This is a genomic window from Sinorhizobium americanum (assembly GCF_001651855.1).
Lineage (GTDB): Bacteria > Pseudomonadota > Alphaproteobacteria > Rhizobiales > Rhizobiaceae > Sinorhizobium > Sinorhizobium americanum.
On record NZ_LNQC01000061.1, the window covers coordinates 18,111 to 38,504 of the forward strand.

A 20,394-nucleotide genomic window follows, 5' to 3' on the forward strand; every position below is an offset into this window, starting at 1 on the left:
GGGATATGACATCGAACGACAGACGGCCGCCGGTCGAGGGCGGGGCGCTTGGAGCAAGCATGGTTGATCTTCCCAGTGTGCGGCGCCTCGAAGCGGTGGGCTTTCGCGCCTGGCCGGCCGCGACGGTCGTTTATGACGGCAGCTGGCTTGTCCGGCTGACCGCCGGGCATCCCTCCAAGCGCCTGAATTCGATCAATCCGCTCGATCCGTCCGATTACCGCGACATCGCCATCCGGCTCGAGAAGGCGGCGCGGCGCTTTGCCGAACACGGCCGGCCGCTCACGGTCCGGCAGACGCCGCTCACGCCGCCGCAACTCATCGCCTACATGGATGGCGAAGGCTGGACCTCCTTCAGCCACAGTCTGGTCATGGAGCTCGATCTCGCACAGCGAGAGCTCGGCGAGGGCATGGACCACCTGCCGATCAAGGATCTGGGCCGCTTCGTCGATGCGCGGCTCCAGATCGGCAAGGAGGATCCGGCGATGAAGCCGGCGCTGACAGAGATCATCAACGCCATCAAACCCGAATGCGGCCTGTTTCTCTTCGAGGATCGCGAGATCGGTCCCACGGCCGTGTCGCTCGTGGTTCACGACAACGACCTCGCCGGCATCATGCAGTTCTCGGTGGCGGAGTCCGTCAGGCGCCGGGGCGTCGGCAGGGCGCTTCTCGACGCGTCGCTGCGCTGGGCGCGCCTGCGCGGCGCCAGAAAGGCCTGGCTGCAGGTGGAGACCGCCAACACGGCGGCAATCGGGCTTTACCGGAAAGCCGGTTTCGCCGAGGTCTATGATTACCTTTATCGCGCGCCGAGGATCTGACGCATGGAAATAGCGGCAAAGAAGATTGTGCTCGTTGCAGCCTGCGCGCTGGTCGACTCGGACGGGCGCATCCTGTTGGCGCAACGCCCCGAAGGAAAGACGCTTGCCGGGCTCTGGGAGTTCCCCGGCGGCAAGGTCGAGACCGGCGAAACGCCGGAGGAGACGCTGATCCGCGAACTCGAAGAGGAGCTCGGAATCCGCACCAAGGTCGCCTGCCTTGCACCGCTCACCTTCGCGAGCCACAGTTACGACGACTTTCACCTGCTGATGCCGCTCTATGTCTGCCGGCGCTACCAGGGATTTGCTGAAGGGAGGGAGGGCCAGCTGATCAAATGGGTGCGCCCGAAAGCCTTGCGCGATTACCCGATGCCGCCGGCGGACGAGCCGCTGATTCCGTTCCTGATGGATCTCCTTTAGGCGCAGGGCGGAAGGCGGCACGTCGCTGCCGGCGTCTCATTAATAAATTTGCCTGTGATCGGGGGAAAACCGACCGCCGCCGCCGGTCAATTCCCCTAAATTCTAAGATTTATTAATCAAAAGTTTATCACCCTGCTTCACAATCAAGCCCATCAGTTTCGGCGCTCCGGTCATCGGCGTGTCGGTTTCGAGCAGCTGTGGCGAGGTCGAAGCTTGGGAAGGGTGCTTCGCCCCGCTCTCTGAGGTGTTTGTGAGGCTGGAATGGTGGACGAGGATTTCTGGAGGACTGTTCAGGACAAGGATCTGGTGGCGAGCCAGTCCCGCCGGACGGGCGTGCTCAATCTGTCGCTGCTGTTCGGGACGGCAGTGATCGCGCTGACGCTGATCCTGACGCCGATGCTCTCATCGAAAGGCGACAAGCGGATGCTCGCAAACACGCCCATCGACTACGACAATATTTCCACCGGCTCGATTCCCTCCGGCGGCACTGCGAAGCGTTACACTGTGCGCCGCAGCGTGCTTCAGGAAATGCCGGGCGCCGTCTGCATCATCGATGCAAATGGCAGCAGGAGCGGGTGCTGATTCGAGCGAACGCGCGCAAGTCTGCGTCTTTCGCTTGCATTGACCATAAGACGGTCGGCCGGGAGTTCTTCGAGGGCGCCTCGCTACCGTTATGGGGCCGGAGGACGCATGGACAAGCTAAGATATCTCGTTCGCAACCGAGACGGTGCGACCGTCGTGGAGTATGGTCTCGTCGCGGCCCTGATTTCCGTCGCCCTTCTCATAGGTCTTCAGAACTTCTCGAACGAATTGCTGAATGTGCTGAACTTGATCGCCGGTGCGATTGAAGGCTCCTGGACCTAGTCTTAGTTTACGCGAGGCAGGCATGAGCGGGCAAAAATGCCGCCGTTCAGGACTGCTTCCCCGAACCCTTCAGGGCGTGTTCGCTCGCCCCGAGTGCATCCGACAGCCTCTGCTTAGCCGATCCCGGCTTCAGCGGCTTCTGCTGGCTCTCATGCGGCGCCCAGCCCGAGACGTAGATGATCGAGAAGGTCGCGCGGACCCGGCCGTCCGGATCGGAGAAGCGTTCCGCATAGATCTCGGCCGCTCTCAGGAAGAAGCGGCGCGGCATCGGCCGGCGGCTTCTGGACTTAAGCGGGTTGGTCATGCCCATTGCCCGCAAATCCTTGAGAAGGCCCAAGAGCGAATCGTAGCGAACCGTGTAGGTCTCGGTGTCGGCGACCGGCAGGGCAAAACCCGCGCGCTGCAGAAGGCCGCCCATGTCGCGCACGTCGGCGAAGGGAATTACCCTCGGGCTCGCGCCACTGGTTAGTTCCGCCTCCGCTGCCAGCAGGCATTCGCGAAGCTCCTGCAATGTGCCGCTGCCCGGGATCGCGGCAAGGAACAGCCCATCCGGCTTGAGCGCGCGGCGCGCCTGGATGAAGACGCCGGGGGTGTCGTTGGTCAGGTGCAGCGACAGCGGCGATACCAGCAGGTTGAGAGTTTGCGCTTCGGCCGGGATGCGCTCAAGAGGGGCAACGGTGACAGGAGCCTGGGGCGATCCGAAGCCTTCGTCGGTTTCCACTCGCTCGATGGTGCCGACCTTTCCCGTTTCGGCGAGGCGGGTGGCGGTGGCGCCGGTGTAGCCGTGCAATTCCATGGCTCGATCGAAAAACCGGTCCACGACACTGACGCGATCCGCCAGTTCCTGCGCCACGATATCGAGAAGGAAGGTCGCTTTCGGGTCGGCTCGGTGCAGCGCTTTGCGCCGGTGCGCCTCGACGAGGCTCTGGTCAAAGACGATTTCCACGATACTCTCTCCGAAATCACGGATGCAAAGAAACCCTGAAAGGAACAAAGTCAACCTTATGGAGCGAGACGGTTGGAGAAATCGGGGGAAGCGCTGGAGATCGCTGTTTGGAGCGTTCGGCGCGGCGGCGGTCAATCTGGTCTTCCCGCCCGTCTGCTGCGGTTGCGGTCGGCTGACCGGCGACGCGCATGCCGTCTGCCCCTCCTGTTGGGCGGGGCTGCGCCTGATAGACCGACCCTATTGCGAAATCCTCGGCTCGCCTTTTGCCTTCGATCCCGGCCCGGGCGCCGTTTCGCCGCAGGCGATTGCCAATCCGCCGGCCTTCGATCGGTTGCGCTCCGTGTCCCTCTACGAAGGGATTGCCCGCGATCTGGTGCACGGCCTGAAGTATCGCGACCGCACCGATCTCGCGCGGATGATGGCCGAATGGATGATCCGGGCCAGCGACGGCAGCGTCGCGGCCGCCGATATGATCGTGCCCGTGCCGCTTCACGCATTTCGGCTCTGGCGGCGAAAGTTCAACCAATCGGCGGAGCTGGCACGTTGCGTCTCCGAACGGGCCGGCAAGCCCTATCGCCCCGATGTCCTTCGCCGTATCAGGCGCACGCGCCGGCAGGTCGGCCTCGGCGCGCGGGCACGCGAGGAGAATGTCCGCGGCGCCTTTGCCGTGCCCGAGAGCGCCAGATCCGGGCTCGCCGGGAAACGCATCGTCCTCGTCGATGACGTCTACACGACGGGTGCAACGGTCTCCGCTGCGACCCGCGCGTTGAGACGCGCGGGAGCCGCGGACGTAACGGTTTTGACCTTTGCAATGGCGATGTCCGAGCCTATATGACGAAGAAACGGCCGGCGATGATGCCGGCGAAGGAGCAATTCGAAATCATGGCTTCGGTCGTCATTTATACGCGTCAGTTCTGTGGTTATTGCACAAGAGCGAAGAACCTGCTGGAGAGCAAGGGGGTCGATTTCGTGGAGCACGATGCCACCTATGACCCGGCACTCCGCCAGACGATGATCGAAAGGTCCAATGGCGGCAGGACCTTTCCGCAGATCTTCATCAACGACGTGCCGGTCGGCGGTTGCGATGATCTGCATGCGCTCGACCGGGCGGGCAAGCTCGACGAAATGCTCGCCGCTTGAGTTAAGGCGAAGCGCGCAGTATCGCACGAAAGCTCAAAGGAATGGTCCGGGTCGGGTAGACCCGATGCTTTGGCTTGGGAGAAAGAGCAATGAGTTTCAAGACTGCAGCCGTCCAGATGTGCTCCGGTGTCGATCCGGCGAGGAACGTCGAAACGATGGTCAGTCTGGTGCGCGAAGCCGCATCCGAGGGTGCCGTCTACATTCAGACGCCTGAAATGACCGGTGCCATCCAGCGCGACCGGACGGGGTTGCGTTCCGTGCTGAAAGAGGAAGCCGGCGATCTCGTTGTGCGGGAGGCGGCGCGTCTTGCCGGTGAGCTCGGCGTCTATCTTCACGTCGGATCCACGCCAATTGCGCTTCCGGACGGCAAGGTCGCCAATCGCGGCTTCCTGTTCGGGCCGGATGGCAAGAAGATCTGCGATTACGATAAGATCCACATGTTCGACGTCGATCTCGACAATGGCGAGAGCTGGCGCGAGAGCGCCGTCTATCGCCCCGGCGCCACGGCGCGCATGGTCGATCTACCTTTCGGCAAGCTGGGTTTTGCGATCTGCTATGACGTCCGCTTTCCGGAGCTCTTCCGCCAGCAGGCGGTGGCCGGCGCCGAGATCATGTCGGTGCCGGCGGCGTTCACGCGCCAGACCGGCGAGGCGCATTGGGAAATCTTGCTGAGGGCACGCGCCATCGAGAACGGGCTCTTCGTCATTGCCGCTGCCCAGGCGGGGCAGCACGAGGACGGACGGGAAACCTTCGGACACTCGATGATCGTCGATCCCTGGGGCAAGGTGCTTGCGAAGGCCGGCCCGGCCGGTGAGGCGGTCCTTATCGCGGAAATCGACGTGGCCGCGGTCAGCGGCGCGCGAGCGCGCATCCCCAATCTGAAGAACGCCCGCGATTTCGTGCTCGATCAGGTGGTCCCGGCTGGGAAAGGAGGCGTTGCAGCTTGATCTGCTACAATCTGTCCTGCGACAACGGCCATGGTTTCGAAGGCTGGTTCTCATCCAGCGGCGACTTCGAGCGGCAGGCCAATGCTCACCTCGTCACCTGCCCCACCTGTGGTTCCGGCTCCGTCAGCAAACAGTTGATGGCGCCTACCGTCTCCACTGCCCGTAAGAAGGAGGCCCGGCAGGCTCTCGTCATGGACCAGGCGCAGAAGGAGACGATCGCCAAACTTCGTGAAATGGTCAAGACGATCCGCGCCAATGCCGAAGATGTTGGCGAGCGCTTTCCCGAGGAGGCCCGCAAGATCCACTACGGCGAGGCCGACCAGCGTGGCTTGATCGGCAAGGCGACCGCGGAAGAGGCGAGCGCGCTGCTCGAGGAAGGCATCGAGATCACGCCGCTGCCGGTGCTTCCGGACGACACGAACTGAGCGGCCCCAGCCGCCGCTCTCAAACCGGCCGTTTGGCGACGATCATGTAGTTGACATCCATGTCCTTCGACAGGTTCCACTGATTGGCGAGCGGGTTGAAGAAAACGCCGGTTCGGTCGACGACCTCCATACCGCTCGCTTCGATCGGCTTTTCGAGCTCTTCCGGGCGGACCAGCTTTTCATATTGATGGGTGCCGCGCGGCAGCCAGCGCAGCACGTTTTCGGCGGCGAAGATCGCGAGGGCAGCGGCCTTCAGCGTGCGGTTGATGGTGGCGACGAACATCAGGCCGCCGGGCCGCACCATATGGGCGCAGGTGGTCACGAAGAAGTCGACGTCGGCGACATGCTCGACGACTTCCATGTTGAGGACGATATCGAAACTCTCGCCGGCCTCCGCCAGAGCCTCCGCGGTCATGGCACGGTAGTCAACGTTGACGCCGCTGCCCGCCGCATGCGCCTTGGCGATACCGATATTCTTTTCCGAAGCGTCCGCACCGAGGACGTCCGCGCCCATGCGGGCCATCGGCTCGGACAACAGTCCGCCGCCGCAGCCGATGTCGAGCAGGCGCAGGCCTTTCAGCGGCTGCGGGCTCTTCGGATCCCGGCCGAACTGTTCGCATACCCTGTCGCGGATATAGGCGAGGCGTACGGGGTTGAACTTGTGCAGCGGCCGGAACTTGCCGGTCGGATCCCACCATTCGGCCGCCATCGCCGAGAAACGGTCCACCTCGCTCTGATCGATCGTCGTGCGTGCCGTCTCGCTCATCGGAGCCTCCTCGCCTTGCCGGGTCCGGGCGGATACATCGCGTCGGTTGCCGAGCTTCGCCCTGTCGAGACGTGAAGTCGGACGATCGACGGGCGATGTCAAGGGGCGGCCTTGCGAACGGCTCAAGCCCTGGCGGGCTGATAGTGCAGGATGACGACGCCGGATTTCAGCGGGCGAATATGGGTGAGGTCCAGCTTGGTGCGCTCAGGGATGTTCTGAAAGAGCGGCGTGCCTTTGCCGAGCAGCACCGGATTGATGCCGAGACGGTATTCATCGACCAGTCCCCGGGCGGTCAGCGTGGCGGCAAAGTCGGCGCTGCCGAAGACGAAGATCGTGCCGCCGGCGCGCTGCTTCAGGCGCTCGACCTCGGCGACGGCGTCGGCGGAGATGAGCGTCGTGTTGTTCCAGTCGGCGCTTTGGAGCGTTTTCGAGAAAACGAACTTTTCGGCGCCGTTCATGAATGTGGCGATGTCGCCCTCGGCCGAAGGCCAATAGGCCGCCATCATCTCGTAGGTGACGCGGCCGAACAGCAGCGTGCCGGCTTCCATTTGCGTCTCGCCGATATAAGCAGCGAGCTCGTCCTCGAAGACGAACCAGTCGATGTCGTGCCCCGGCGCCTCGAAGAATCCGTCGACGCTGACCATGTCCCACATGATGACCTTGCGCATTGTCCTTCCTCCCGTTGAGCGTGGTTGCTCGAAATTGTCGATCTGCCTTGAACACAGACTTGCAAAACTGATGCAATAATGCAAGTAGTTTTATTCGGCAACCATATTGCGCAACCGAACGTGGCATTCTTGACCGGATTGGCTTATTCTTCTGCTCACGCTTTTGCGTGGGGGCTGAGACAATGCCCGGTTGCGAAGACGACGACCGATTGGCGCTGGACCTACTCATTCGCGGCTTTCAAGTGTCGCGGATCATTCGGCGATCTCGAGATTGCCGACAGGATAGCGCCGGAAGCCTCGATGAGCGTTGCCGCTCTCGCGAGAGAAAGCGGTGTCCTTACCGAGCCGCTGTTGCGCGCCTTGCGGGCTCTCGCAGCCTTCGGGATATTCCGGCTCGATCGCGATGGGAACGTCGCGCACACGACGCGCTCGCTGCTTCTGAGACCCGATGCGCCGCACAGCCTGTATTATAGCGCGCGTTTCTGGACCGCGACCGGCTCCTGGCGCGCCTGGGAGGTTCTCGAGATCGCTCTCCGCGGCGGGGTGCCGCACGAGGCGGCCTGGGGAACGGATCGGTTCAGCTACCTGCGGGACAATCCGACAGAGGGGCGGCTCTTCGACGCGTTCATGGCCCATTTTCCCGATGATCGGCACGATGCCATTGCCGGGTCCTATGATTTCTCCGACACCGACGTGATCGTGGACGTCGGCGGCGGCAATGGCGAGACGTTGCGCCGGATCATCGCGCGGCACCCCGGCGTAAAAGGCATTCTTTTCGACCGCGCCGATGTGGTCGCGTCCGTCTCTCCCGACATGCTGGCGAAGGGGCGGATAACGGCGCAGGCCGGTAGTTTCTTCGAGAGCCTTCCGTCCGAAGCGGATCGCTACGCACTCGTCCGTGTCCTGCATGACTGGCCCGACGAGGACGCGCAGCGAATTCTTCAGTGCTGCCGGGCCGCGATGCGGGACGGCGGCCGCCTGCTTGTCGTCGAAGCCCTTATGCCGCTCGACCCCTCGCAGGGACGCCAGACGGAGTATCTCATCGATATGCAGATGATGGCGATGTTCGGCCGGGCGCGCGAGCGTACCGAGGCCGAATACACTTTCCTCCTGGCCGAGGCGGGCTTCGAGTTGATGAAGGTCATTCCCACGGCATCGTCAGTTTCGATCCTGGAGGCTGTGCCCTGCTGACGCTCAAGTCTTCCTCCACCCTCCCATTGCACGCCGCCCCTTGATCCGCTAAGAGACGCCGCGACTTTCCGCTCCCCGAAGCGGTGGCTGGCCGATGTCCGAGAAGTCTCTGCTTTTTGATCGTCAGGCGCGGCGGGAGTGCTGTCGGGCGCGGGCGCGAAACATGTTGGTACGGTAGAGGCGAAATGGCACGCATCGTGATGAAATTCGGCGGGACTTCCGTCGCAGATTTGAACCGCATCCACAATGTCGCCCGCCATGTGAAACGCGAAGTCGATGCCGGCCACGAGATCGCCGTCGTAGTTTCCGCGATGTCCGGCAAGACCAACGAACTGGTCGGCTGGGTCGAGAACATGCCGAAGGTCGCGGGCTCGAATGCGCCGTTCTACGATGCGCGCGAATATGACGCCGTGGTCGCCTCCGGCGAGCAGGTGACCTCCGGCCTGCTGGCGATCGCTCTGCAGTCGATGGGCATCAACGCCCGGTCCTGGCAGGGCTGGCAGCTGCCGATCAAGACCGACAACGCCCACGGCGCCGCCCGCATCCTCGATATCGACGGCGCCGACATCGTCCGCCGTATGGGTGAGGGTCAGGTGGCGGTCGTCGCCGGCTTCCAGGGGCTCGGTCCCGACAACCGCCTGGCGACGCTCGGCCGCGGCGGCTCCGATACCTCCGCCGTCGCGATCGCCGCCGCCGTCAAGGCCGACCGCTGCGACATCTACACCGACGTCGATGGCGTCTACACGACCGATCCGCGCATCGAGCCGAAGGCGCGGCGACTGAAAAAGGTCGCCTTCGAGGAAATGCTGGAAATGGCTTCCCTCGGCGCCAAGGTTCTGCAGGTGCGCTCGGTCGAGCTCGCCATGGTGCACAAGGTGCGTACCTTCGTACGCTCGTCTTTCGAGGATCCCGATGCGCCGGGCATGGGTGACCTTCTGAACCCGCCCGGAACGCTGATTTGTGATGAGGATGAGATCGTGGAACAGGAAGTCGTAACCGGCATCGCCTATGCCAAGGATGAAGCCCAGATCTCGCTGCGCCGCCTGGCCGATCGGCCGGGCGTTTCCGCCGCGATTTTCGGGCCGCTCGCCGAAGCTCATATCAACGTCGATATGATCGTCCAGAACATTTCCGAAGACGGCTCCAAGACGGACATGACCTTCACCGTGCCGTCCGGCGACGTCAACAAGGCGCTGAAGGTGCTCTCCGACAATAAGGAGAAGATCGGCTACGACGTTGTCCAGTCGGAGTCCGGCCTCGTCAAGGTTTCGGTCATCGGTATCGGCATGCGCAGCCATGCGGGCGTTGCCGCCTCGGCCTTCCGGGCGCTTGCCGAGAAGGGCATCAACATCAAGGCGATCACCACCTCCGAGATCAAGATTTCCATCCTGATCGACGGTCCATACGCGGAATTGGCGGTTCGCACTTTGCATTCCGCCTACGGTCTGGATAAGAGTTAGACAGCAGGCATTCGATTGGGGATTCGCGGCCGCCAAGGGCTGCGCCTCCCGTCACGTGCCGTCGTATATTCTTATTCGGGAGACCCTACGCGATGAGAGACCTTTCCGCGGGTCCGCGCGTTCTCCTCAAGCGGTTGCGCGAGCTCATGGCGGAACCGCTCGAGCCGCAGGAGCGCCTTGACCGGATCGTGCGCCAGATCGCGCAGAACATGGTCGCGGAAGTGTGCTCCGTCTATGTGCTGCGCTCCGACAGCGTGCTCGAGCTTTACGCGACCGAAGGTCTGAACAAGACCGCCGTGCACCTGGCACAACTGAAGATGGGCCAGGGTCTTGTCGGCACGATCGCCGCCTCGGCGCGCCCGCTCAATCTCTCCGACGCGCAGGCGCATCCGGCCTTCACCTATCTCCCGGAGACCGGCGAAGAGATCTACCACTCCTTTCTTGGCGTGCCGATCCTGCGCACCGGGCGCGCGCTCGGCGTTCTCGTCGTTCAGAACAAGGCGATGCGCAATTATCGCGAGGACGAGGTCGAGGCGCTCGAGACGACCGCCATGGTGCTTGCCGAAATGGTCGCGACCGGCGAGCTCAAGAAGATCACCAAGCCCGGCCTTGAACTGGACCTTTCGCGCCCCGTTTCGATCGAGGGCAACAGCTATGGCGAAGGCATCGGCCTTGGCTATGTGGTGCTGCACGAGCCGAGGATCGTCGTCACCAACCTGCTCAACGAGGATACGGAGCACGAACTGCAGCGCCTCGCCGAGGCGCTCGGGTCGCTGCGGATCTCGATTGACGACATGCTGTCGCGGCGCGACGTGTCCATGGAGGGCGAGCACCGGGCAGTGCTCGAGACCTACCGCATGTTCGCCCACGATCGTGGTTGGGTGAGAAAGCTCGAGGAAGCGATCCGCAACGGCCTGACGGCGGAGGCAGCGGTCGAGCGGGTGCAAAGCGAGACGAAGGCACGGATGATCCGCCTGACGGATCCTTATCTGCGCGAGCGGATGCATGACTTCGACGATCTCGCCAACCGGCTGCTGCGCCAACTCTCCGGCTACGGCGCGAAGTTGTCGGCCGCCGATTTCCCGAGCGACGCGATCATCGTCGCACGCGCCATGGGCGCGGCCGAATTGCTCGATTATCCGCGCGAGAACGTCCGCGGTCTCGTGCTGGAAGAGGGGGCCGTCACCAGCCATGTGGTCATCGTCGCGCGCGCCATGGGCATTCCGGTCGTCGGGCAGGCGGCAGGAGCGGTGGCGCTTGCCGAAAACCGCGACGCGATCATCGTCGATGGCGACGACGCGAAGGTGCACCTGCGGCCGGTCGCCGACCTGCAGCGCTCCTACGAGGAAAAGGTGCGCTTCCGCGCCCGCCGGCAGGCGCAATTCAGGGCGCTCAAGGATGTCGAGCCGCTGACGAAGGACGGCAAGCGCATCACGCTGCAGATGAACGCCGGGCTCCTGGTCGACCTGCCGCACTTGAACGAGGCAGGCGCCGAAGGCATCGGCCTCTTCCGCACCGAACTGCAGTTCATGATCGCCTCGACGATGCCGAAGGCGGAAGAACAGGAAGCTTTCTACCGCAACGTCCTGAAGCAGACGGGCAGTAAGCCGGTGACCTTCCGCACACTCGATATCGGCGGCGACAAGGTCGTGCCCTATTTCCGCGCGGCGGAAGAGGAGAATCCGGCGCTCGGCTGGCGCGCCATCCGGCTGTCGCTCGACCGGCCGGGCCTGCTGCGCACCCAGTTCCGGGCGATGCTGCGGGCGGCGGCCGGCGCCGAGTTCAAGCTGATGCTGCCGATGGTGACCGAGGTGGCGGAACTCAAGGTCGCGCGCGAGCTCCTGCAGAAGGAGATCGAGCGGCAGTCGAAGCTCGGCGAGCAATTGCCGCGCAAGCTGCAGTTCGGGGCGATGCTGGAAGTGCCGGCTCTGCTCTGGCAGCTCGACGAACTCATGGCCGAGGTGGATTTCGTCTCGGTCGGGTCGAACGATCTCTTCCAGTTCGCCATGGCGGTCGATCGCGGCAATGCCCGCGTGTCCGACCGTTTCGACAGTCTCGGCCGTCCGTTCCTGAGAATGTTGCGCGACATCGTGCGCGCCGGCGAACGCAACGACACGCCGGTGACGCTCTGCGGCGAAATGGCGAGCAAGCCGCTTTCGGCCATGGCGCTGCTGGGGATCGGCTTCCGCTCGGTGTCCATGGCCTCGACTGCCGTGGGGCCTGTCAAAGCCATGCTGCTGGCGCTCGACGCCGACAAACTGGCCGAGGTGCTCAATGCCGCCTTGGATGATGCAAAGTCCGAGACGTCGATCCGCCAGCTTCTGGTCGATTTCGCCGCGGCAAACGGCATACCGGTATAGATTGATCGAGAACGTCTTCATCCTCGTCCGAACCCCGGTTCGGGCGGGGCGGACGTGTTTGGAGTGAGACTTGGCAAAGCTTCCTGTTGAAAAGATGCGCGAGCTCGAACGGCGGTTCGCAGAGATCGAGGCACGCATGTCCGCGGGGCCCGCGGCCGACGTCTATGTGAAGCTCGCATCGGAGTATTCCGAGCTTCAGCCGGTCGTGACGAAGATCCGCGCTTACGAGAAGGCGTGTGCCGAGCTCGCCGATATCGAGGCCATGCTCGCCGACCGGGCGACGGACAAGGAGATGCGCGACCTCGCGGAAATGGAAAAGCCCGAGGTGGAGGAGCGGATCGAAGCGCTCGAAGAGGAGATCCAGATACTGCTCCTGCCGAAGGACGCAGCCGACGAAAAAAGCGCCATCCTCGAAATCCGCGCCGGCACGGGCGGGTCGGAAGCGGCGCTTTTTGCCGGCGACCTGTTCCGCATGTACGAGCGCTACGCCGCAGGCAAGGGCTGGCGCGTCGAGGTGCTTTCGGCGAGCGAGGGCGAGGCCGGCGGCTACAAGGAAATCATCGCGACGGTTTCCGGGCGCGGCGTGTTCTCGCGGCTGAAGTTCGAGTCCGGCGTCCACCGAGTGCAGCGCGTGCCGGAAACGGAAGCAAGCGGCCGCATCCACACCTCGGCGGCGACCGTCGCCGTGCTGCCGGAGGCCGAGGAGATCGATATCGACATCCGCCCCGAGGATATCCGCATCGACACGATGCGCTCTTCGGGGGCGGGCGGCCAGCATGTCAACACCACGGACTCGGCGGTGCGCATCACCCATCTGCCGACCGGCATCGTCGTCACCAGCTCGGAAAAGTCGCAGCACCAGAACCGCGCCAAGGCGATGCAGGTGCTGCGCTCCCGACTCTTTGACATGGAGCGCCAGCGGGCCGACAGCGAACGCTCCGCCGACCGCAAGAGCCAGGTGGGGTCCGGCGACCGTTCGGAGCGCATTCGCACTTATAACTTCCCGCAGGGTCGCCTGACCGACCACCGCATCAACCTGACGCTCTACAAGCTCGACCGGATGATGGAGGGTGAGATCGACGAGGTCGTCGACGCATTGCTTGCGGATCACCAGGCAAGCCAGCTCGCCCTGCTCGGCGAGCGGCAGAATTGAGCCGGCGATGCCCGAGACACTGGACAGGCTGCTTTCCGAAAGCCGCGATCGTTTGAAGGCAGCGGGCATCGAAAATGCGGCCGGCGATGCCCGGCACCTGATTTCCGGTCTTCTCGGCCTGTCGCTCGCCGGCCTTATGGCAAGGGGAGGGGAGCCGGTCGGCCCGGAAGATGCAACGCGTATCCGCGCCGCTATCGATCGCCGGGTGGCGCGTGAGCCGGTCTATCGCATTCTTGGCGAGCGCGAGTTTCATGGATTGACCCTGACGCTTTCGAAGGAAACGCTGGAGCCGCGGCCGGACACCGAAACCCTGGTCGACGGCCTGATACCCCGCGTGCGCCGCATAGCCGCTGGGAAGGGACACTGCCGGCTCATCGACCTCGGAACCGGAACCGGAGCAATTTGCCTCGCCCTTCTCGCCGGGGTACTTGAAGCGCGCGGCACCGGTACCGATATATCGGAAGACGCCTTGGCGACGGCCCGCGAAAACGCGAAGAGGAACGGGCTCGCCGAACGCTTTCAGACGCTCAAGAGCGACTGGTTCGAGGCGGTGGAAGGGCGGTTCGATGTCATCGTCTCAAATCCGCCGTATATCCGGTCCACTGTCATAGGCGAGCTTGAGCCGGAGGTTAGATACCATGATCCGGCTGCCGCCCTGGATGGCGGAATTGACGGGCTTGACGCTTACCGTGCCATTGCTCGACACGCCGGCCGCCATCTCGAAGCGGACGGAGTTGTAGGCTTGGAAATCGGTTTCGATCAAAAGCAGGCAGTGACGGCGCTGTTCCAAGCGCGGGGCTTCCGCCTGCTTGAGAGCCGCAAGGACCTTGGCGGCAACGACCGGGTCCTGATATTCGGGCAGGACGTCAAAGGCAGCACGACCGTTGAAAAAATGCTGCACTAGCGCCCTCTTTTCTGGATGTGCAAAGAAAGGGCTTGGAATCCCGGAGGAAGCGGGCTAGTTTCTGGCCGCGCACTGGGCAGAAGGTCATGGACCAGAGATTCGTTCCAGTATGACCTGGCCACGGGGATTGCTCTCAAGAAAGAGTTGCTAGGGTTCGACAGTGCCTTGTGCGGGTACCTGTTAATTTGACGTCAGCCGGCGCCGGGATCGCGAACAGGCGGTCTGCCGTGGCGCGTGTCTTCTCGGGCGCGGACAATCCGGCCGGGATACGGAACCATATGATTATCATTAGCAAGAAAATTCAGGTGAATGGACGATGAGGCCAGGACAGCAGAACAAGCGCGGCCGTGGGCGGAATAACAACAACGGAAGCAATAATAACAACAACAACCGCAAGGGATCCAATCCCTTGACTCGGACCTACGACAGCTCCGGCCCGGACGTGAAGATTCGCGGTACGGCTCAGCATATCGCCGAGAAATATTCGGCACTTGCGCGCGACGCCCAGAGCTCTGGCGATCGTGTCATGGCGGAAAACTATTTGCAGCACGCCGAGCACTACAACCGCATCATTGCGGCAGCACAGGCGCAGATGCAGGACCGGTTCCAGCGTGAAGAGCGCCAGGACTACCAGGAGCGCGATCTCGACCGTGATCAGGATGATCTGGATCAGGTCTATGCCGAGCCGGCTCCGGCCGCCGCAGCACCCGCTCAGGCGCCGACCCCCAGCGAGCCGCAACCGGTTATCGACGGCTCCGGCCCGCAGCCGGTGATAGAAGGCATGCCCGCCGAAGTCGCGATGGACGAGGAAACGTCGGCGGCTTCCGGCCGCTCGGCCTCGCGGCGTCGCAGTGCGTCCCGGCCGCGGCGCCAGCCGCGCCGCAATGGAGGGGACGAGCCCGCGGCCGAGGGACAGCCTGCCGGCGACGCCCCGGCCCTGGCGGCATCGGAATAGCGCCAGCAAACGAGATTTGCCTATCTGCGAAAAGCCCGGCCCGACGGCCGGGCTTTTCGCATTGGCCAAATGCCAACTCGGGGGCGTGGCGGTCGGTCTTCGCCCTGCACGGAAAGATTCGCGGAATGCCGCTTTCCGACGCCCTTTAATTTCCGAAAATATCGCCCCATATTCGCTTTGAAGACTTAGGCCCGCGCAACACGGGAACGAGCTGTCACTACAGCGCCGCGCGTCTTATCTGACGCGCAAAGGTCGCTGTAGCACTTTGAATCGCTGCATGTCTTTGTCCTTAAATCGAGGACAACTAAGGAGACATGCAGTAGCGGGCTTGCCGAATGCGGGAGCCTGATCCTGAAACGCCGGCCAGTGCCACGACGACGGGCTCGCCGGACTATGGAGGCAAGACATGAATATCGAGAAATATTCCGAGCGGGTTCGCGGTTTCCTGCAATCTGCGCAGACCCATGCGTTGGCCGAAGGGCACCAGCAATTCACGCCGGAGCATGTGCTGAAGGTGCTGCTCGACGACGATCAAGGCATGGCGGCCTCGCTCATCGAACGCGCCGGCGGTGATGTGCGCGAGGCACGGGCGGGCACGGCCGCGGCGCTGGCGAAGCTTCCGAAAGTGACGGGCGGCAGCGGTTCCGTCTACCTGTCGCAGCCGCTCGCCAAGGTCTTCACCGCCGCGGAAGAGGCGGCCAAGAAGGCCGGCGACAGTTTCGTGACCGTCGAGCGCCTGCTTCTGGCGCTGGCGATCGAAAGCTCGGCGGCAACGGCCTCGATCCTGTCGAAAGCAGGCGTCACGCCCACGAAACTCAACCAAGTCATCAACGAAATCCGCAAGGGCCGGACCGCTGACAGCGCCAATGCCGAGCAGGGCTTCGATTCCCTGAAGAAATATGCGCGCGACCTCACCGAGGAAGCGCGGGACGGCAAGCTCGATCCGGTGATCGGCCGCGACGACGAAATCCGCCGCACGATCCAGGTGCTGTCGCGCCGCACCAAGAACAATCCGGTGCTGATTGGCGAGCCGGGCGTCGGCAAGACGGCGATTGCCGAGGGCCTGGCGCTCCGGATCGTCAATGGCGACGTACCGGAAAGCCTCAAGGACAAGCGGCTGATGGCCCTCGACATGGGCGCGCTGATTGCCGGTGCGAAGTACCGCGGCGAGTTCGAGGAGCGGCTGAAGGCCGTGCTCAACGAGGTGCGCTCCGAAGAGGGCGAGATCATCCTCTTCATCGACGAGATGCATACGCTGGTCGGCGCCGGCAAGGCGGACGGCGCGATGGACGCTTCGAACCTCCTGAAGCCCGCGCTGGCGCGCGGCGAGTTGCACTGCGTCGGCGCGACGACGCTCGACGAGTACCGCAAGCATGTCGAAAAGGATGCGGCGCTCGCCCGCCGTTTCCAGCCGGTGTTCGTCGAGGAGCCGACGGTCGAGGACACGATCTCGATCCTGCGCGGCCTCAAGGAAAAATACGAGCAGCACCACAAGGTGCGGATATCCGACTCCGCGCTGGTGGCCGCGGCGACGCTTTCCAACCGCTACATTACCGACCGTTTCCTTCCCGACAAGGCGATCGACCTCATGGACGAGGCGGCCTCGCGGCTCAGGATGCAGGTCGACTCAAAGCCGGAGGAGCTCGATGAGCTCGATCGGCGTGTCATCCAGCTGAAGATCGAACGCGAAGCCCTGAAGAAGGAGACCGATGCTTCCTCGAAGGACCGGCTCGAGAAGCTGGAGCTCGACCTTGCGGCGCTCGAGGAACAGGCGGCGACGCTGACGGCCCGTTGGCAGGCGGAAAAGCAGAAGCTCGGCCGGGCGGCGGACCTCAAGAAGCAGCTCGACGAGGCGCGCAACGAGCTCCAGATCGTCCAGCGGAAGGGTGAATTCCAGCGGGCAGGCGAGCTTGCCTATGGCGTTATCCCGAATCTCGAAAAGGAGCTGGCCGAGGCGGAGAGCCAGGACGGCTCGAGCGCCAATCCCATGGTGCAGGAGGTCGTCACGCCGGACAACATCGCCCATATCGTATCCCGTTGGACCGGCATCCCGGTCGACAAGATGCTCGAGGGCGAACGCGAAAAGCTGCTAAGGATGGAAGACGAGCTGGCCAAATGGGTCGTCGGGCAAGGCGATGCCGTCCAGGCCGTGTCCCGCGCCGTCCGACGCGCCCGCGCGGGGCTGCAGGATCCGAACCGGCCGATCGGCTCGTTCATCTTCCTCGGCCCCACCGGCGTCGGCAAGACGGAGCTTACCAAGGCGCTTGCCCGCTTCCTCTTCGACGACGAGACGGCACTGATGCGGATCGACATGTCGGAATACATGGAGAAGCATTCGGTCGCCCGGTTAATCGGCGCACCCCCCGGCTATGTCGGCTACGAGGAGGGCGGTGCGCTCACCGAATCCGTCCGCCGCCGGCCCTATCAGGTCGTGCTGTTCGACGAGATCGAAAAGGCGCATCCGGATGTCTTCAACGTGCTCCTGCAGGTGCTCGACGACGGCCGCCTGACGGACGGTCAGGGCCGCACGGTCGACTTCAAGAATACGATGATCATCATGACCTCGAATCTCGGCGCCGAGTACCTCACCGGGCTCGGCGAGAACGAGGACAGCGACGCCGTCCGCGATCAGGTCATGGAGGTGGTCAGAGCCGCCTTCCGGCCGGAGTTCCTGAACCGGGTGGACGAGATCATCCTGTTCCACCGGCTGCGCCGCTCGGAGATGGGCGCGATCGTCGACATCCAGCTCGAACGGCTGCGCAAGCTGCTCGGCGAGCGGAAGATCACGCTGGAGCTCGAGGAGGAGGCGCGGGCCTTCCTTGCCGACAAGGGCTACGACCCCGCCTATGGCGCGCGGCCGCTGAAGCGGGCGATCCAGAAATATCTCCAGGACCCGCTGGCGGAGAAGATGCTGCAGGGCGAGTTTCCGGACGGATCGGCGATCAAGATCGTCGCCGGCTCCGACCGGCTGAACTTCAAGCGCGGCACGGCCGCGGCAAAGGAAGCCGCGTAAGCTCGTCTCTCGAAATGCGAAAGGGCCGCCCGTAATACGGCGGCCCTTTCGTGTCTCCGTCTTTGTAAAAAAACGCTACTGGCTTGCGACCTCGCTCGGATCGTCCTTGCCGAGAAGTTCGTCGATGCGCTCGCGTTCCTTCTCGAATTTTGCCAGCATCTCGCCGGAGAGCGACTTGCCGCCCGGCAGGCGGATGCGCAAGGGGTCCACCTTGTTGCCGTTGACGATCAGCTCGTAGTGGAGGTGCGGGCCGGTCGACAGGCCGGTGGTACCGACCCACCCGATCACCTGGCCCTGCACGACCTTTGCGCCCGGCTTGACGTTCTTGGCGATGGCACTCTGGTGATTATAGGACGAGACATAGCCATTGGCGTGGCGGACCAGCGTCTGGTTGCCATAGCCGCCGGAATCCCAGCCGGCCTTTTCGACGACGCCGTTGCCGGCGGCGATGATCGGCGTGCCGCGCGGCGCCGACCAGTCGACGCCCGTGTGCATCCGCGAAAAACCGAGGATCGGGTGGCGGCGCATGCCGAAGCCGGAACGGAAGTGGCCGTTCGGAACCGGGTTGCGCAACAGGAACTGGCGGATGCTCTTGCCGGCCTCGTCGAAATAGTCGATCGAATTGTCGTCCGGGTCCTGAAAGCGGTAGAACCGAGTCTCGGCATCCCCGAATTTGGCATCGACATAGAGAAGTTCGGACTCCTCGGTCGCCTGCCCGCTCTCATCGGTAACCGAGAAGAAGGCTTCCAGCGAATCGGTCGGCTTGAGCTGCGCCTGGAAATCGACATTGCTCGCCAGCAGCTTGACGATCAGCGAAATCATCTCGGCATTCATGCCGTAGGAGAGGGCGGCCCGATAAATGCCGTCATAGACGCGCGGCAGATCGTGACCGCTGGTGATCACCGGCGTCCCGGTGTCGTCGAAGGCGGTGGCAACCGCATCGAGCTTCGGCGGTTCGGCACCGGGCACGAAACGGCCGTGATCGTCGACCGCCATCGTCAGTACGTGCCGGTTGCGCGAATAGACCGTTGCCCGGACGATCCTGGCTTCCTCGCCCTTTTGGATGATGCCGATGCGCAGGACGTCGCCGGCGCCAAGTTCCTTCGCCCCGAGCGCGGTCTCGATATAGCCGGCCGCGTCGTCGGCCTGGGCCTTGGCGTAACCTGCGTTCACGAGCACCGTGGCGATCGGCGCGGCGCGGCGGACCGGGATCACGTCGTCGGCATATTCCGTGCTCTGCTCGGTGATGGTCTCGTGGGTCGAGACGGTCATGTTCTCCTCGACGATCCGGGCCGAGAGACCCTGGATCAAATCGAGGTTGTCGGCGTCGGAAGCAAACCGCTGCGGGTCGACATAGAAGAGGGAGGCGACCTGGGTGTTGCCCTCGGTCAGGACGGAGCCGTTGGTGCGGACATTTTCTTCGACTTCGTCGAGCGACATCGACGGGGCGAAGCTGAAGCCGGATCCCTTCAGCGGAAAATTGACGGTCTTCAGCGCCACTTCGGATTCGACGTCGGAGCCGTAGATGGTGCCGGTTTTCGCCGGCGGCTCGACCTCTGCCTCATCGGTTGAGAAGATCGCCAGTGGGTCGAAGGCGGGATAGTCCTCGGAAGCCTGATGGTTGGCGGCAAGCGCCATCTTCACGTGAACGAAAGGCTGGCGGCGGACCACTTCCTTCTCGCCGTCATGGATCATCGTCGAGACTTCCATGACCGTCTTGTCGGCCGGCTTGGCGACGATGTTGGGCGAAAGAATCCGGTTGCCGCGCTTGGCGGCACTGATCGGCGCTGCGCCGGGCGCGGCGGGATCCACCGCCGCGAAGGCTTCCGCCGGGATCGCCAATTGCTGGCGGCCGTCAAGTGCTGCGAAAAGCGCCACACCCATCAGGAGGCTCGAGGTGATGCCGGTCAGGAACGTGCCCGACAGCCAGCGCATGGAGATTTCGCGCCGGTCCGGCGCGCGGCGTCCATCCGCAAGGATCGGCGGTTGATCGCCGAGCGACCGCAGCATGTTCCTGTTGCTGATCATGCCAAACTGGAGGTCCCCGATTGCTCTTGCCGTATTCTTAACGTCGATACGTTGCGCGAAAGATGTGCATGTTCCGCGCCCCGAAGTCAAATCGCCGGCCGGAGGCCCCGCCTCCATGCTGAAACATCAATGTCGCTTAGATCGGTCGATTGTGAAAAAGTGAGGGCAGGAGGGTTTTCCACAGGCGGCGATCACCCTTGTAGAACAATTCGGTAGGCCGCGAAGGCCTGAGTTCTCGGGCTTTGTCAGAAAACTGTCATTTTTTTAAAAATCGTTGTTGACTGGGGAAAGGGAGCGGGTCTATAAGCCCGATCACTGACGAGGGCGGCGGCGCTGCTGGCG

General features: G+C 63.5%; 19 protein-coding genes. 15 read left to right on the forward strand and 4 right to left on the reverse strand.

Features of this window, described 5'->3' with window-relative positions; translation table 11 throughout:
• The first annotated feature begins 5 nt into the window (after window positions 1-5).
• From ATC00_RS17860 to ATC00_RS17875, 4 genes are all read left to right on the forward strand, one after another.
• Window positions 6-815 (forward strand): GNAT family N-acetyltransferase, encoded by an 810-nt coding sequence (locus ATC00_RS17860; RefSeq protein WP_037388510.1) that lies wholly within the window; start codon window positions 6-8, stop codon window positions 813-815.
• A gap of 3 nt (window positions 816-818) precedes the next feature.
• Window positions 819-1,232: an 8-oxo-dGTP diphosphatase MutT gene (gene mutT / locus ATC00_RS17865; RefSeq protein WP_037388503.1), complete on the forward strand. Its 414-nt coding sequence runs from the start codon at window positions 819-821 to the stop codon at window positions 1,230-1,232.
• 261 nt (window positions 1,233-1,493) lie between these two features.
• Window positions 1,494-1,814 (forward strand): hypothetical protein, encoded by a 321-nt coding sequence (locus ATC00_RS17870; protein WP_037388500.1) that lies wholly within the window; start codon window positions 1,494-1,496, stop codon window positions 1,812-1,814.
• Window positions 1,815-1,922: 108 nt separating this feature from the next.
• Entirely contained in the window at window positions 1,923-2,096 is a 174-nt protein-coding gene (locus ATC00_RS17875) for a Flp family type IVb pilin (RefSeq protein ID WP_037388497.1), read from the forward strand.
• Window positions 2,097-2,142: 46 nt separating this feature from the next.
• Here ATC00_RS17875 and ATC00_RS17880 read toward each other — a convergent pair whose 3' ends face one another.
• Window positions 2,143-3,042, reverse strand: a complete 900-nt coding sequence (locus tag ATC00_RS17880) for a methyltransferase domain-containing protein (RefSeq protein WP_064253826.1) — start codon at window positions 3,040-3,042, stop codon at window positions 2,143-2,145.
• Window positions 3,043-3,100: 58 nt separating this feature from the next.
• Between ATC00_RS17880 and ATC00_RS17885 the strand changes: the two genes are divergently transcribed.
• The 4 genes from ATC00_RS17885 (at window position 3,101) to ATC00_RS17900 (ending at window position 5,554) form a co-directional block, all read left to right on the forward strand.
• Window positions 3,101-3,877: a ComF family protein gene (locus ATC00_RS17885; protein WP_234782351.1), complete on the forward strand. Its 777-nt coding sequence runs from the start codon at window positions 3,101-3,103 to the stop codon at window positions 3,875-3,877.
• A 20-nt stretch (window positions 3,878-3,897) separates the two neighbouring features.
• Window positions 3,898-4,182 carry a glutaredoxin 3 gene (grxC, locus tag ATC00_RS17890; RefSeq protein ID WP_173827777.1) on the forward strand — a complete coding sequence of 95 codons (285 nt, stop codon included), beginning with the start codon at window positions 3,898-3,900 and terminating at the stop codon, window positions 4,180-4,182.
• Window positions 4,183-4,271: 89 nt separating this feature from the next.
• A complete protein-coding gene (locus ATC00_RS17895) occupies window positions 4,272-5,129 on the forward strand; it encodes a carbon-nitrogen hydrolase family protein (protein WP_064253827.1) in 858 nt (285 codons plus the stop codon).
• Window positions 5,126-5,554: a DUF1178 family protein gene (locus ATC00_RS17900; protein ID WP_064253828.1), complete on the forward strand. Its 429-nt coding sequence runs from the start codon at window positions 5,126-5,128 to the stop codon at window positions 5,552-5,554. Before ATC00_RS17895 ends, ATC00_RS17900 begins: the two co-directional genes overlap by 4 nt.
• Before the next feature lie 19 nt (window positions 5,555-5,573).
• On the opposite strand, the gene ubiG is transcribed toward ATC00_RS17900, so the two are convergent.
• Window positions 5,574-6,320: a bifunctional 2-polyprenyl-6-hydroxyphenol methylase/3-demethylubiquinol 3-O-methyltransferase UbiG gene (ubiG, locus tag ATC00_RS17905; RefSeq protein WP_064253829.1), complete on the reverse strand. Its 747-nt coding sequence runs from the start codon at window positions 6,318-6,320 to the stop codon at window positions 5,574-5,576.
• A gap of 122 nt (window positions 6,321-6,442) precedes the next feature.
• On the reverse strand, window positions 6,443-6,988 hold the full coding sequence (locus ATC00_RS17910; protein WP_037388487.1) for a dihydrofolate reductase family protein: 546 nt from the start codon (window positions 6,986-6,988) through the stop codon (window positions 6,443-6,445).
• 300 nt (window positions 6,989-7,288) lie between these two features.
• On the opposite strand from ATC00_RS17910, the gene ATC00_RS17915 reads away from it, so the two are divergent.
• The 7 genes from ATC00_RS17915 to clpB all read left to right on the forward strand — a co-directional run bounded on the left by ATC00_RS17915 (window position 7,289) and on the right by clpB (window position 18,024).
• Window positions 7,289-8,179 carry a methyltransferase gene (locus tag ATC00_RS17915; RefSeq protein ID WP_234782352.1) on the forward strand — a complete coding sequence of 297 codons (891 nt, stop codon included), beginning with the start codon at window positions 7,289-7,291 and terminating at the stop codon, window positions 8,177-8,179.
• A 185-nt stretch (window positions 8,180-8,364) separates the two neighbouring features.
• Window positions 8,365-9,639 carry an aspartate kinase gene (locus ATC00_RS17920; RefSeq protein WP_064253830.1) on the forward strand — a complete coding sequence of 425 codons (1,275 nt, stop codon included), beginning with the start codon at window positions 8,365-8,367 and terminating at the stop codon, window positions 9,637-9,639.
• Between the two features lie 92 nt (window positions 9,640-9,731).
• On the forward strand, window positions 9,732-11,999 hold the full coding sequence (ptsP, locus tag ATC00_RS17925; protein WP_064253831.1) for a phosphoenolpyruvate--protein phosphotransferase: 2,268 nt from the start codon (window positions 9,732-9,734) through the stop codon (window positions 11,997-11,999).
• A 70-nt stretch (window positions 12,000-12,069) separates the two neighbouring features.
• Window positions 12,070-13,152 carry a peptide chain release factor 1 gene (gene prfA, locus ATC00_RS17930; RefSeq protein WP_064253832.1) on the forward strand — a complete coding sequence of 361 codons (1,083 nt, stop codon included), beginning with the start codon at window positions 12,070-12,072 and terminating at the stop codon, window positions 13,150-13,152.
• A gap of 7 nt (window positions 13,153-13,159) precedes the next feature.
• Window positions 13,160-14,056 (forward strand): peptide chain release factor N(5)-glutamine methyltransferase, encoded by an 897-nt coding sequence (gene prmC / locus ATC00_RS17935; RefSeq protein ID WP_064253833.1) that lies wholly within the window; start codon window positions 13,160-13,162, stop codon window positions 14,054-14,056.
• Between the two features lie 316 nt (window positions 14,057-14,372).
• Complete coding sequence (locus tag ATC00_RS17940; protein WP_064253834.1) at window positions 14,373-15,011, forward strand: DUF4167 domain-containing protein; 639 nt, start codon at window positions 14,373-14,375, stop codon at window positions 15,009-15,011.
• Window positions 15,012-15,417: 406 nt separating this feature from the next.
• A complete protein-coding gene (clpB, locus tag ATC00_RS17945; protein ID WP_064253835.1) occupies window positions 15,418-18,024 on the forward strand; it encodes an ATP-dependent chaperone ClpB in 2,607 nt (868 codons plus the stop codon).
• Between the two features lie 75 nt (window positions 18,025-18,099).
• Here the strand turns inward: clpB and ATC00_RS17950 are convergent, their stop codons facing one another.
• A complete protein-coding gene (locus ATC00_RS17950) occupies window positions 18,100-20,052 on the reverse strand; it encodes a M23 family metallopeptidase (protein ID WP_064253836.1) in 1,953 nt (650 codons plus the stop codon).
• Window positions 20,053-20,394: the final 342 nt, after the last annotated feature.